The 13,167-nt window shown below is 72.1% G+C and carries 11 protein-coding genes; 8 read left to right on the top strand and 3 right to left on the bottom strand.

Features of this window, described 5'->3' with window-relative positions:
- Complete coding sequence (locus tag ACMCNK_RS14270; RefSeq protein WP_412736896.1) at positions 1–558, bottom strand: N-acetyltransferase family protein; 558 nt, start codon at positions 556–558, stop codon at positions 1–3.
- Positions 559–575: 17 nt separating this feature from the next.
- Positions 576–1,100 carry an N-acetyltransferase family protein gene (locus ACMCNK_RS14265; RefSeq protein WP_412736895.1) on the bottom strand — a complete coding sequence of 175 codons (525 nt, stop codon included), beginning with the start codon at positions 1,098–1,100 and terminating at the stop codon, positions 576–578.
- 72 nt (positions 1,101–1,172) lie between these two features.
- On the opposite strand from ACMCNK_RS14265, the gene ACMCNK_RS14260 reads away from it, so the two are divergent.
- The 8 genes from ACMCNK_RS14260 (at position 1,173) to ACMCNK_RS14225 (ending at position 11,864) form a co-directional block, all read left to right on the top strand.
- The gene (locus tag ACMCNK_RS14260; protein ID WP_412736894.1) at positions 1,173–2,441 is read left to right on the top strand and encodes a winged helix-turn-helix domain-containing protein; all 1,269 of its coding nucleotides are present in this window, start codon (positions 1,173–1,175) and stop codon (positions 2,439–2,441) included.
- Entirely contained in the window at positions 2,438–2,977 is a 540-nt protein-coding gene (locus ACMCNK_RS14255; RefSeq protein WP_412736893.1) for a DUF2752 domain-containing protein, read from the top strand. The genes ACMCNK_RS14260 and ACMCNK_RS14255 overlap by 4 nt, the downstream gene beginning before the upstream one ends.
- A 142-nt stretch (positions 2,978–3,119) precedes the next feature.
- Positions 3,120–3,863, top strand: a complete 744-nt coding sequence (thyX, locus tag ACMCNK_RS14250) for an FAD-dependent thymidylate synthase (RefSeq protein ID WP_412740851.1) — start codon at positions 3,120–3,122, stop codon at positions 3,861–3,863.
- Between the two features lie 90 nt (positions 3,864–3,953).
- The gene (gene dapA / locus ACMCNK_RS14245; protein ID WP_412736892.1) at positions 3,954–4,877 is read left to right on the top strand and encodes a 4-hydroxy-tetrahydrodipicolinate synthase; all 924 of its coding nucleotides are present in this window, start codon (positions 3,954–3,956) and stop codon (positions 4,875–4,877) included.
- A complete protein-coding gene (locus ACMCNK_RS14240; protein WP_412736891.1) occupies positions 4,874–6,562 on the top strand; it encodes a ribonuclease J in 1,689 nt (562 codons plus the stop codon). Before dapA ends, ACMCNK_RS14240 begins: the two co-directional genes overlap by 4 nt.
- Before the next feature lie 113 nt (positions 6,563–6,675).
- The gene (locus ACMCNK_RS14235) at positions 6,676–8,100 is read left to right on the top strand and encodes a S1 family peptidase (RefSeq protein WP_412736890.1); all 1,425 of its coding nucleotides are present in this window, start codon (positions 6,676–6,678) and stop codon (positions 8,098–8,100) included.
- A gap of 230 nt (positions 8,101–8,330) precedes the next feature.
- Positions 8,331–8,975, top strand: coding sequence for a DUF2784 domain-containing protein (locus ACMCNK_RS14230; RefSeq protein ID WP_412736889.1), 645 nt, complete (start codon positions 8,331–8,333; stop codon positions 8,973–8,975).
- Positions 8,976–9,275: 300 nt separating this feature from the next.
- Positions 9,276–11,864 carry a DNA translocase FtsK 4TM domain-containing protein gene (locus ACMCNK_RS14225; protein ID WP_412736888.1) on the top strand — a complete coding sequence of 863 codons (2,589 nt, stop codon included), beginning with the start codon at positions 9,276–9,278 and terminating at the stop codon, positions 11,862–11,864.
- On the opposite strand, the gene ACMCNK_RS14220 is transcribed toward ACMCNK_RS14225, so the two are convergent.
- Entirely contained in the window at positions 11,850–13,058 is a 1,209-nt protein-coding gene (locus ACMCNK_RS14220; protein WP_412736887.1) for a hypothetical protein, read from the bottom strand. The genes ACMCNK_RS14225 and ACMCNK_RS14220 overlap by 15 nt on opposite strands.
- Positions 13,059–13,167 lie beyond the last annotated feature (109 nt).

Genomic DNA, 13,167 nt, shown 5'->3' with positions numbered 1-13,167 from the left:
TCAGGCCAGTGCCACGTGCAGCCGTAGCTGCGGCACCAGCATGTCCTCCACGTCCAGGGCGCGGGCGGCGCCGTCGGGCTCCCAGCCCGCCCCGCCGAGGAACTTGCGGGTGGCCTTGTCACCGTCGTACGCCCAGGCGACGGCGGCGCTGAACCGGTCCGTACGCCACGTGTCGACGCTGGCCGCCAGCAGCCGGCTGCCGTGCCCGCGCCGCCCCCACCGCGGCTCCACCAGCAGCTCCGTGACCGCCGCGACGCCGTCGGGCAGCGGCGGTTCCTCGGGCGCGAGCGCCTGCTCGTCGGCCGGCCCGGACGCGGTGAACCCGACCAGCCACGACGAGGACTCGTTCTGTTCCGTCGCCACCAGTACGCGGTGCCGCGGCGACGGTGCCGCGGAGATCGCCTCCCGCCAGCCTTCCGCCAGGTCCGCCTCGGTCAACTCGGCCAGCACGTGCGCCGGCACCATTCGCCGGTACGCCGTCCGCCACGTGGCGAGCTGGATGCGGGCGATCTCGTCGGCGTCCTCGGGACGCGCGGGGCGGACGTAGCCGAGAGCCATGCGGGCGAGCCTACTTCTCAGGCGAGCGGTGCCGCGTACCGGACCTCGGTCAGCCGGGCCGCGTTGCCGGGCAGCGTGAGTACGTCCTGCTCGCCGTCGTGGAGCAGGCCGACCCGCTCGTAGAAGCGACGGGCGCGCTCGTTGTCCGCCAGCACCCACAGGCGCAGCTCGCGGGCCCCGGACTCGGTCAGCGCGGCCCGGGCGGCCGCCATCAGGTGCCGTCCGGCCCCGCTGCGCCACCGGACGGGGTCCACGTAGATGGCGTAGACCTCGCCGAGGGTGTGGTCGTACCCCTGGGTCTCGTGCGACCGGTACGGGCCGAACGAGACGAAACCCACGATCGCGCCGCCGTCGTCGGCGAGCAGGGTGCGGGCGCCGGGCGGCACGGGCCCGGTCCGCCGCCGCTCGGCGAAGTCGGCCGGGTCGAGCGCATCCAGCACGTCGCCGGGCACGATCCCGGCGTAGCCGGCCTGCCACGCGCGCACGTGCATGGCGGCGAGCGGGTCGATGTCGACGTCGGCGAGCTCACGCAGCACGAGCATCCCTACGTTGTAGCCGGTCGGGGATGACCGGGCGACCGAAATTGTCGGAGGGCTCGGCTAGCGTGCCGGTCGATGAGCATTCCCGCATCGCCCGTCGTTCCCGGCCCGGCCGCGCGCCGCGAGTCGGTCTCCGCCGCCCAGGCCCGCCGGATCGCGCTGGCGGCCCAGGGCTTCACCGATCGCGCCCCCGGCGCGGTGCCGGACATGCGACACGTGCGCCGGGTCCTGCGCCGCCTGCACCTGCTCCAGATGGACTCGGTCAACGTCCTGCAGCGTGCGCACTACCTGCCGCTCTACAGCCGGCTCGGCCCCTATCCGACGACGTTGCTGGAGCGCGCAGCGTACCGGCGGCCCCGCGAGCTGTTCGAGTTCTGGGGTCACGAGGCGTCGCTGATCACGGTCGACCTGCAGCCGCTGTTCCGGTGGCGGATGGCCACGGCCGAGGCCTATGCGTGGGGCAGCATGACCCGGGTGGTGCGCGAGCAGCCCGACCTGGTCGCCTGGGTGCTCGACGAGGTCCGCGACCGCGGCCCGCTCACCGCCGCGCAGATCGAGCACGACGCCCCACGTACCAAGAACCACTGGGGCTGGAACTGGTCGGTGGTCAAGCAGGCGCTGGAGTGGCTGTTCTACTCCGGTGCGGTCACCGCCGCCGACCGGACGAGCTCGTTCGCGCGCCGCTACGACCTGCCCGAGCGGGTGCTGCCCCGGGCCGTGCTGGACGCGCCCACCCCGGCCGCCGACGAGTCGTTCCGGGCGCTGGTGGAGCTGTCCGGGCGGGCGCTCGGGATCGCGGCCGAGGCGGAGCTGCGCGACTATTTCCGGCTGCCGGTGGCGGGGTTCCGGCGGGCGCTGGCCGAGCTGGTCGAGGCGGGTGTGCTGCAGCCGGTGACAGTCCAGGGCTGGAAACCGGTGGCCTACCTGCACCGCGACGCCCGGCTGCCCCGGCGCGTGCACGCGGCCACGCTGGTGAGCCCGTTCGACCCGCTGATCTGGGAGCGAGGGCGCACCCAGCGCCTGTTCGACCTGGAGTACCGGATCGAGATCTACGTTCCCGCCGCCCAGCGCCGGCACGGGTATTACGTGCTGCCGTTCCTGCTCGGGGACGCGTTCGCCGCCCGGGTGGACCTCAAGGCCGACCGCAAGGCCGGGGTGCTGCAGATCCCGGCCGCCTGGCTGGAGCCGGGCGCCGACCCCGCCGGGACCGCGTCCGCGCTGGCCGCCGAGCTGCGCCGGCTCGCCACCTGGCTGGGGTTGGAGTCCATCGCCAAGCCGGAGCGGGGCGATCTCGCGGGCACCCTGTCGGCCGCTCTGCTCGGCGGTGCCGCCGGTGTACCGTGACGCCCATGAGCAGCGTGACCGAGCCCGGGGTCGCCTCCGGCGCGCCTCCCGCCTGGGCCCCTCCGCCCGCCGGGCCGCCCCCGCCGCAGCAGGACCGGTTCACCCGGTACCTGCAGCGCAGGTGGCGCGAGTCGCCGGTCTGGGCCGCGCCGGTCGCGGTGCTGGCCTGCATGGGCGCCTCCGTGGGATACACGCTGGCGGTCCACCCCACCGAGGCGGCGGCCGGGGCCGCACCCACCTGCCTGCTCAAATACACGACCGGGTTCCTCTGCCCGGGCTGCGGCGGCACCCGCGCGGCGTGGTATCTGCTGCACGGCGACCTGCCCGCGGCGGCGCGCCATCACGCGGTCTTCGTGTTCGCCGTGCCGTTCCTGCTGTACATGTACGTGGCCTGGGCCGGGCGCCGGCTGTTCGGCTGGCAACTGCCCCAGCTGCAGCTCAGCCCCACTGTGCTCGGCGTCTTCATCGCGGTCTGGGGGGTTTTCAGTGTGCTGCGGAACCTGCCCTGGGCGCCCTTCACCTCGCTGTACGTCTGATCCGCCGACCTCCCCGCGCTCGGTGGCGCAGGTCGCGGGTGAGGCGCAGCTCGCCCTGCCCCCGGGCCGCGTCGTGGCCCGAGCGGCCGCCGTTTAGAGTCTGTCGGAACTCGCCGCTGAAGGGAGCGCCCCCGTGCCGGAAATCGTGCCGCCGCAGGTCAAGCTCATCGCCTGGACCCACTTCGAGGCCCCGGAGGACGTGCCATGGAGCACCGACGCCGACGGCGGGCAGGCGCTGGCCGAGTTCGCCGGGCGGGCCTGCTACCAGTCCTGGCGCAAGCCGAATCCGGCGACCGCCACGAACGCGGGCTACCTGGCGCACATCCTCGAGGTCGGGCACCTGTCGGTGCTTGAGCACGGAACGGTGTCGTTCTACTTCTCCGGGGTCTCCCGCTCGTTCACCCACGAGCTGATCCGGCACCGCCACTTCTCGTACTCGCAGCTGTCCCAGCGGTACGTGCCCGAGCGCGAGGCCGCCATGGTCGAGCCCGCGGTGATCGCGGACGACCCGGAGCTGCACAAGAAGTTCGTGGCCGCCGCGGACGCCACCCTGCAGGCGTACAACGAGCTGCTGGAGGGGCTGGAGCAGCGGTTCGCCGACGAGCCCAACCCCACGCTGCGGCGCAAGCAGGCCCGTCAGGCCGCCCGGGCGATCCTGCCCAACGCGACCGAGACCCGCATCGTGGTCAGCGGCAACTACCGGGCGTGGCGGCACTTCGTCGCGATGCGTGCCACGGAGCACGCGGACGTGGAGATCCGCGAGCTTGCGGTCGAGTGCCTGCGCCAGCTCCAGCAGGTCGCGCCGAACGTCTTCGCCGACTTCACGATCTCCACGCTGCCCGATGGCTCCGAGGTCGCCGCGAGCCCGTACGCCGCCCAGGGCTGACCCCCCGGCGACACCGGGCCTGGACTGCCGAGGGACCTCGCAAGGTCGAGGTCCCGGCGCGCCTGCCGGGCCGTCCGATAGGTTGAGGGTATGACGTACGACCCCGCTCGCCCCTTCGGGCGGCTGCTGACGGCCATGGTGACCCCGTTCGCTGCGGACGGCTCCCTCGACGTGGACGGCGCAGCGAAGCTGGCGGCGTACCTGGTGGATGAGCAGCGCAACGACGCCCTCGTCATCAGCGGCACGACCGGGGAGTCGCCGACCACCACGGACGCCGAGAAGGACACGCTGCTCCGGGCGGTGGTGGAGGCCGTCGGCGACCGGGCCCAGGTGGTCGCCGGGGTCGGCACGAACAACACCGCGCACACGATCGAGCTGGCGCACGCCGCCGAGAAGGCCGGCGCGCACGGCCTGCTCGTCGTGACGCCGTACTACAACAAGCCGCCGCAGGCGGGCATCGTCCGGCATTTCCTGGCGGTGGCCGACGCGGTGGGCCTGCCCGTGATGGCCTACGACATCCCGCACCGCTCGGGGGTCCCCATCGACACCGAGACGATGTGCCGCATCGCGGAGCACGAGCGGATCGTCGCGGTCAAGGACGCCAAGGGCGACCTTGCCGCCACCTCGTGGGTGCTGGCCCGCACCGACCTGGCGTACTACTCCGGCGACGACGCGGCCACACTGCCGTGGCTGGCGGTGGGCGGGGTCGGGCTGGTCGGCACGTCGACGCACTTCACCGGCGCGCTCGCCCAGGAGATGATCCGGGCGTACGAGCGCGGTGACGTCGCCACCGCGCTGGCACTGCACCAGCGGCTGCTGCCGCTGTTCACCGGCATCTTCCGGGCCCCCGGCACCATCCTGGTCAAGGCCGGGCTGGCGGTGCGCGGGCTGCCCGCCGGACCGGTCCGTTCGCCCCTGGTCGACGCGACCCGCGCGGAGACGGATCTGCTGATCTCCGACGCCGCTGCGGCCGGGCTTCCCCTCGCCCCCGACACCACAGAGGAAACTGCGTGAGCTACGGGCACCAGGAACTCGAACCGCCCCCGCCGCTGCCCGAGGGCGCGCTGCGGGTGATCCCGCTCGGTGGCCTCGGTGCCATCGGCCGCAACATGACGGTCTTCGAGTACGACGGGAAGCTGCTCGTCATCGACTGCGGGGTGCTGTTCCCCGACGTGGAGCAGCCCGGCGTCGACCTGATCCTGCCGGACTTCACCCCGATCCGGGACCGGCTCGACGACGTCCAGGCGATCGTGCTCACCCACGGTCACGAGGACCACATCGGGGCGGTGCCGTACCTGCTGGCCCACAAGCCGGACATCCCGCTGGTCGGTTCGGAGTTCACGCTGGCGCTGGTCGAGGCGAAGCTGGCGGAGCGGCGGCTGGACCCGTACACGCTGACCGTCAAGGAGGGGCGGCGGGAGCGGCTGGGGCCGTTCGAGTGTGAGTTCTTCGCGGTCAACCACTCCATCCCGGACGCGCTGGCGGTGGCGGTGCGCACCCCGGCCGGCCTGGTGCTGCACACCGGCGACTTCAAGATGGACCAGGTTCCGCTGGACGGCCGCATCACCGACCTGGCCGGTTTCGCCCGTCTCGGCGCCGAGGGTGTCGACCTGCTGCTGTCCGACTCCACCAACGCGGAGATCCCCGGCTTCGTCTCGCCGGAACGCGACATCGGCCCGGTGCTCGGCGCGATCTTCGGCAAGGCGCGCGGCCGGATCATCGTGGCCAGCTTCGCCTCCCACGTGCACCGGGTTCAGCAGGTGCTGGACGCCGCGTACGAATACGACCGCAAGGTCGCGCTGATCGGCCGGTCCATGGTGCGCAACATGGGCATCGCGCGTGAGCTGGGCCTGCTGCACATCCCGGACGGGCTGATGGTCAGCCTGGACGAGGCCACCACGCTGCCGCCCGACGAGATCGTCTTCATGTCGACCGGTTCGCAGGGCGAGCCGATGAGCGCGCTGGGCCGCATGTCGACCGGCGACCACCGGCACATCACCATCGAGCCCGGCGACACGGTCGTGCTGGCCAGCTCGCTGGTGCCCGGCAACGAGACCTCCGTGTACCGGGTGATCAACCAGCTCGCCCGGGCCGGCGCCACCGTCGTGCACAAGGACACCGCCAAGGTGCACGTCTCCGGCCACGCCCCGGCCGGCGAGCTGATGTACCTGCTCAACGTGGTCCGCCCGAGCAACCTCATGCCGGTGCACGGCGAGTGGCGGCACCTGCGCGCCCACGCCCAGCTCGGCATCGAGTCCGGGGTGGCGCCGGACCGGGTGGTGCTGTGCGAGGACGGCGACGTCGTCGACCTCGTCGAGGGCCACGCGCGCCACGTCGGCCACCTCAAGAACCGCTATGTGTACGTCGACGGCCTCGCCGTGGGCGACGTCAGCGAGTCGCTGCTCACCGAGCGGCGCATCCTCGGCGACGGTGGCTTCATCTCCGCCACGGTCGTGATCGACTCGGTCACCGGCAAGGTGGTCGGCGAGCCGACCGTCGCCGCCAAGGGCTTTTCCGAGGACCCGCAGGCGTTCAACCCGGTGCTGCCGCTGCTCACCGCCGCCCTAGACCGGGCCGCCGAGGACGGGATCACGGACACCCACCAGCTCCAGCAGGTGGTGCGCCGCACGGTCGGACGCTGGGTGAACGACGCGTACCGGCGCCGTCCGATGATCGTGCCCACCGTGGTCGAGGTGTGACTCAGCGGCATTGTTTCTGATGAATATCTGATTTCTTCAACCGTTTCGAGCTCCCTTCCGTACCTCGGGTCACGGCGCCGTTCCAACGGCGCGCGAGGCGAGGGGAGTTACGGATGCAGCGGAGAACGGTCGTCGCGATCGCGGCGACGGTGACGGCAGCGGGGGCGGCGGTGGCGTTCACGCTGCCGTCGAATGCGGGCACGAACACGTCGCCCGGAGCCGCGCCGCGCACGACGAGCCGCGTGGCCCCGCAGCTGCTGGCCGCGATGAAGCGGGACCTCGGCGTCAACGCCGCGCAGGCGAACGCGCTGGTCCAGCGGGCGAAGTGGGCCAGCGGGGTGACCGCCCAGCTGCGTACGGAGGCAGGCTCGACGTGGGCCGGGTCCTGGCTCACCGACGGCGGCATGACCCTCAACGTCGCCGTGACCGACCCGGCGATGGCCGCCCGGGCTCAGGCAGCCGGGGCCAACGCGAAGGTGGTCAGCCGCAGCGCGTCCCAGCTCGACACCGCGAAGCGGGCCCTGGACGCCGCCGCGACCCGCGCCGACCGTGCATTGCCCGGCTGGTACGTGGACGTGGCCACCAACAAGATCGCCGTGCAGGCACTGCCGGGCGACGCCGCGCAGGCCAAGGACCTGGCAGAACAGGCCGGGCTGCCCGCCGACGCGATCAAGGTCGTGACCGCCCGGTCCCGGCCGAAGCCGCTCGCCGACGTCGTCGGCGCCCAGCCGTACTTCATCAGCGTCCAGGGCGGCACAGCCCGCTGCTCGATCGGCTTCGCGGTCGAGGGTGGCTTCATCACCGCCGGCCACTGTGGCAAGCGGGGCGACGTCACCGCCGACCTGAACCAGCAGCAGTCGGGCCAGACCGTCGCATCCGTGTTCCCCGGCAACGCGGACATGGGCGTGGTGCGGGTGGACAACGCCGACAGCTTCCAACCGTTCGTCGACGACTTCAACGGCAACGCGCTGCCCGTGGCCGGCAGCACCGAGGCTCCGGTCGGCGCGGCGGTCTGCCGGTCCGGCTCCACGACCGGCCTGCACTGCGGGACGATCCTGGCCAAGAACCAGACGGTCAACTACCCGGAGGGTACGGTCACCGGCCTCACCCGCACGGACGCGTGCGCCGAGGGTGGCGACTCCGGCGGCCCGTGGCTCACCGGTGACCAGGCGCAGGGCGTCACGTCCGGTGGTTCCGGCGACTGCAAGGTCGGCGGCGAGACGTTCTTCCAGCCGGTGAACGAGATCCTGCAGCGCAACAACGTCACGCTGGTGACGACCGGTGGCTCCGGCGGCGCGGCACCGCCCGCCCAGCAGGGCAACGGTCAGCAGGGCAATGGCCAGCAGGGCGCTGACCAGCAGGGCAACGGTCAGCAGGGCGCTGACCAGCAGGGCGCTGACCAGCAGGGCAACGACCAGCAGGCCGGCCAGCAGGGCGCGGGCCAGCAAGGCGGTCAGCAGGCCGGGATGCAGCAGGCCGGCAACGGCCAGCAGCAGGCCGGCGCCAAGCACCGTCGGCACCACCGCGCCAACGGCTGACGCGCCCTTCCCGGACAGCTGCCCGCGTCGGTCTTCCTCCGTCCGACGCGGGCAGCTCCGTGTCTCACCGCCCGCCTTCCCTGCAGCCTGACCGCCCGGGTAGGCCAGTCGTCCGAGAAGCCGGCCCCCAGCAGGTAGGTCGCCGGGCCCAGTCGCCCGAGAAGCCGGCCCCCCGCGGGTAGGTCGCCGGGCTCAGGTTTGTCCCACCAGCCCGCGGATACCGTGGTGACGTGGGTTACCCGATCCTCGTCGCCGCTGCCGTGGGGGCACATTTCGCCTTCCTCGCGTACGGGGTGTTCGGTGGCTTCCTCGCTTGGCACTGGCCCCGCACGATCTGGCTACACGTCGTCTGCGCGTCGTGGCTGCTGGTCATCGTGGTTTCCCATGCCAAATGCCCGCTGACCTGGCTGGAGGACCGCGGCCGGGAGGGCCTGGGTGAGCCGCCGAGGGTGGGTGGCTTCCTGGACAACCACGTCGCGGGGATCTTCTACCCGCACGGTCACGAGGCCGCCGCCCAACTGGTGGTCGCGCTGATCGTCCTGGTCTCGTGGGTCGGTTTTGCCGTGCGGCTGGTCCGCCGCCGGGCGAGCAGCCCGCCCGCCCCCATCTCCGATTCTGACTCCGGCCCTGGCTCTGGCTCTGGCTCTGGCTCTGCTCCTGATCCTGGTCCTGGTCCTGGCGCTGATTCTGGAGCTGGTCCTGTTCGTGGCTCTGGCGAACCCCGGTCGGGACTATCCCAAAGTCCCTATCGCTCTGATCCACCTGCGCCGTCGCCGTCGCCGTCGCCGTCGCCGTCGCCGTCGTCCGGCGTAAGCCCGCGGGCCCCGCATGACGCGGGGGAGCAAGCCGATCCATCTGCGACATCAGACCGATAGGGTTCACCCACATTCGCGCAACCGGAGGCCGGAAGCCGCAACCGGAAGCCGGACCCCTTTGCCGGATGCCGGAACCGGAGGCCCGAAGCCAGGACGCAGGCGGCGGGGCCAGGGAGCGAGAAGGCTCGGCTGGAAAGCCTGCGCCGTGGGCGGGAAGCCGCGGTAGAGCCATGAGGCACCGGTAGAGCCATGAGGCACCGGTCGAGCCATGAGGCACCGGTGTTGCCAGGTGTCGAAAGTGACCGATGCTCACGGTGTGCCTGCTGGGCACACCTGCGCACCACGGTTACCGTGTCTGGCATGGCGGGCCGTACTCCTCCGGCGAGCCGGGGCCGCGCCGCGTCCACGTCGCGCGGCGCCGGTGCTGCGCGTACGCCGCAACCTGCCCGCAAGACCGCTGCCGGCAAGACCGCTGCGAGCAAGACCGCCGCCCGTAGGACCGCCACACGTCAGCCGGCCGCTCGCAAGAACGCCCGGTCCGCGTCGCGCGCCCGGAGCACCGTTCGCCGTCCGAGTGTCGGCGCCGCCGTCGCCACCGGCATAGGCCGGGGCCTGTCCGCGGTGTGGATGGGAGTGGCGCACGGGGTCGGCTGGGCTGCCCGGGGTGTGGGCCGACAGGCCGCCACCGCCCGCGACATCGACCCGGAGCACCGCCGCGACGGCGCGGGCCTGCTGCTGCTGGGCCTGGCGATTCTGGTCGGCGTCGCGGTCTGGGCGGGCAGCGCCGGGCCGGTGGGGGCCCGCCTCGCCGACGCGGTCCGGTTGTTCTTCGGCGGTCTCGCCGTATTGCTGCCGTTGCTGCTGCTGTACGGCGCGGTCCGGCTGATGCGCAGCCCCGCCGACCCGGAGCACCGTGGCCGGTCGCTGGTGGGGTGGAGCGCGCTGGTCGTGGCCACGGCGAGCCTGCTGCACATCGCCGAGGAGCCTGCCGACGACGTCGGCATCACGAAGGCGGGCGGCCTGCTCGGTTACGGCGTCGGCGCCCTGCTGGAGCGGGCGGTGACCGCTTGGGTGGCCGTACCGTTGCTGATCCTGCTGTTTCTGTTCGGTCTGCTGGTGATCACCGCGACGCCGATCAGCCGGATTCCGGAACGGCTCATGCTGCTCGCCGACATGCTGCTGGGCCGTGCCCCGGCGGCGGAGCAGCAACCCGAGACCAGCGACGAATCCGGCGCGGGGCCGGAGAACGAGGACACGGCGCCGCTCAAGCCGCGCCGGCCGGCACGGCGCCGGCAAGGCTCCCTGGCCGACATCGGCCTCGGCCCGGAGGAGACGGCCGACGGCGACGCCGACCCGATCCTGCACGACACGGTCGCGCTCCCGCGCGCCGGGAAGCTGCCCGCCAGCCGCAAGGCTCCGGAGCCGCCGGAGCACTCGCCGCTGCCGACCCGGGCCGAGCAGTTGGACATCTCCGCTGTGGAGGGCGACTACCGGCTGCCGCCGCCGAACCTGCTCGGCACCGGCGCCGCCCCGAAGACCCGCAGCCGCGCCAACGACGAGATCATGGCCGCGTTGACCGGGGTGTTCGACCAGTTCAACATCGATGCGGCGGTCACCGGGTTCACCCGCGGACCGACGGTCACCCGCTACGAGGTCGAGGTCGGGCCCGGCGTGAAGGTCGAGCGCATCACCCAGCTGTCGCGCAACATCGCGTACGCGGTGAAGTCGCCGGATGTGCGGATCCTCAGCCCGATCCCGGGCAAGAGCGCGGTCGGGGTGGAGATCCCCAACACCGACCCGGAGAACGTGTCGCTCGGCGACGTGCTGCGTTCCCGCGCGGCCACCGCCGACCATCACCCGATGCTGGTCGCGCTGGGCAAGGACATCGAGGGCGGGTTCGTCGTCGCCAATCTGGCGAAGATGCCGCACATTCTCATCGCGGGCGCCACCGGGGCGGGCAAGAGCTCGTGCCTCAACTCGCTGCTGGTGTCGCTGCTGACGCGGGCGACCCCGGACGAGGTGCGGCTGCTGCTGGTCGACCCGAAGCGCGTCGAGATGACCGCGTACGAAGGGATCCCGCACCTGGTCACCCCGATCGTGACCAACCCGAAGAAGGCGGCGGACGCGCTCGAGTGGGTCGTGCGCGAGATGGACATGCGCTACGACGACCTTGCCGCCAACGGGGTCCGGCACATCGACGACTTCAACCGCAAGGTACGCACCGGGGAGATCACCGCCCCGCCGGGCAGCGAGCGGGTCATGAAGCCGTACCCGTATCTGCTGGTGATTGTGGACGAGCTGGCCGACCTCATGATGGTCGCCCCGCGCGACGTGGAGGACTCCGTCGTCCGCATCACCCAGCTCGCCCGGGCCGCCGGCATCCATCTTGTCCTCGCGACCCAGCGCCCGTCGGTGGACGTGGTGACCGGCCTGATCAAGGCGAACGTCCCGTCCCGGCTCGCGTTCGCCACCAGTTCGCTGGCCGACTCCCGGGTCATCCTCGACCAGCCTGGCGCGGAGAAGCTGCTCGGCCGCGGCGACGGCCTGTTCCTGCCGATGGGCGCGTCCAAACCGATCCGCATCCAGGGCGCCTGGGTGGAGGAGAAGGAGATCGCCTCCGTCGTCAAGTTCTGCAAGGACCAGCGGGAGCCGGAGTTCCGCCCGGACGTGACCGCGCCGCCGCCGGACAAGAAGAAGGAGATCGACGAGGAGATCGGTGACGACCTGGAGGTGCTGATCCAGGCGATCGAGCTGGTCGTCACGTCCCAGTTCGGGTCGACGTCGATGTTGCAGCGCAAGCTGCGGGTCGGCTTCGCCAAGGCGGGCCGCCTCATGGACCTCATGGAGACCCGCGGCATCGTCGGGCCCTCCGAGGGGTCGAAGGCCCGTGACGTGCTGGTCAAGCCGGACGAGATGGAGGAGACGCTCGCCGCGCTACGCGTCGATTAGCTCCGTGCTGCGCCGCGGCTCCGGGATGGCCGGCGCGACGGTGCTTCCGGACCGCACGTCGGCCAGCAGGGCGTACCCGGTGGCCAGCAGGGCCGCGAACATCAGCGCGGCCAGGACCTTCAGGTTCACGAACGGACCGTGCGGGGTGTTCCAGAACAGGAACGGCAGGTACGACAGCAGCGACGCCACCTGCACCAGCAGCGGCACGAACCACAGCCGGGGGCGGTAGAACGCCAGCACCACGGTCAGGACGTCCGCCAGGTAGAAGTAGCGTTCGTGCATGCCGGGCAGCAGCCACGGCACCACCAGGGCGAAGAACGCGGCGGCCGTGACGATCCGGGCCGGGTCCGGGCGGGCCCGGGTGGCCACCAGGATCCAGCAGACCCCGGTCACCACGATGGCCGCGAACACGTCCCCGAGCGTCCGGACCGTGTCGAGCCGCGTGGTCACGGGCAGGAACGCGTACGCGGACGCTGCGCTGGAGGTCAGCGCGGACACCCAGGAGGCCTGCCGCGCCGGGCTGTACAGCGTCAGCAGCTCGACCGGGCTGCGGCCCAGCAGCACCGCGGGCAGGTCGAGAACCACGAGCACCGCTGGTACGGCCAGCAGCGTCCGCCACGGCAGCCGCCCGGCCAGGGCGAGCAGCCCCAGTAACGGGAACAGGAAGATCGCCTGCGGTTTGAACGCGAGCGCCACGGCACACAGCGACACCCCCCACCACGGGCGCCCGCGCAGCAGGTAGTAGACCCCGCCGAGGCCGAAGGCGCCCCAGATCGCGTCGCACTGGCCGTAGAACGAGCTGTTGATCACGACCGTGGGCAGGAACGCCATCACGAACGCGGCCAGCAGCGGCACCCGCCAGCCGCGGTTGCGCAGCGCCACGATCCGGTACGTGAAGAAGACCAGCAGCGCGTCGAACACCAGCCACAGCGCCTTGGCCTTGACCACCAGCGGGCCGGGTACGTACAGCAGCAGCGCCAGCAGGTACAGGAACGGGGCGTTGTAGTTGCCGATCGGCTTACCGAGCCCGCGCAGACCCCCGGCCGCATGCAGCTTGGCGTACCAGACGGCGAAGATCCGCATGTCCGGCGTGACCTCGTCGCGCCCGACCACCCGTACGGCCAGCGCCAGCCCCGCGAGCACCGCGATGAGCAGCAGTTCCGCCGGCGGCACGGCCCGGACCCGTCGCAGCATGATCCTCCCTCGTCGGTCGGCGACGGTAACCAGCCCCGCTGAACAACGGTCGTCGCGGGCGTTACCGGGCGGTGTCGGATCGGGCCGCCCCGTACGGCGAACCGGACGG

It is taken from the genome of Krasilnikovia sp. MM14-A1259, assembly GCF_047159535.1.
GTDB lineage: Bacteria > Actinomycetota > Actinomycetes > Mycobacteriales > Micromonosporaceae > Actinoplanes.
Note: the sequence above shows the minus strand (reverse complement) of the source record. Positions and strands in the feature narration are given on the sequence as shown.

Bases quoted from the DNA above. Each gene is read 5' to 3' on its own strand.
- ACMCNK_RS14260 (WP_412736894.1), top strand. From the start codon at position 1,173: ATGAGCATTCCCGCATCGCCCGTCGTTCCCGGCCCGGCCGCGCGCCGC.
- ACMCNK_RS14235 (WP_412736890.1), top strand. From the start codon at position 6,676: ATGCAGCGGAGAACGGTCGTCGCGATCGCGGCGACGGTGACGGCAGCG.
- ACMCNK_RS14220 (WP_412736887.1), bottom strand. From the start codon at position 13,058: ATGCTGCGACGGGTCCGGGCCGTGCCGCCGGCGGAACTGCTGCTCATC.
- ACMCNK_RS14225 (WP_412736888.1), top strand. From the start codon at position 9,276: ATGGCGGGCCGTACTCCTCCGGCGAGCCGGGGCCGCGCCGCGTCCACG.
- dapA (WP_412736892.1), top strand. From the start codon at position 3,954: ATGACGTACGACCCCGCTCGCCCCTTCGGGCGGCTGCTGACGGCCATG.
- ACMCNK_RS14270 (WP_412736896.1), bottom strand. From the start codon at position 558: ATGGCTCTCGGCTACGTCCGCCCCGCGCGTCCCGAGGACGCCGACGAG.
- ACMCNK_RS14265 (WP_412736895.1), bottom strand. From the start codon at position 1,100: ATGCTCGTGCTGCGTGAGCTCGCCGACGTCGACATCGACCCGCTCGCC.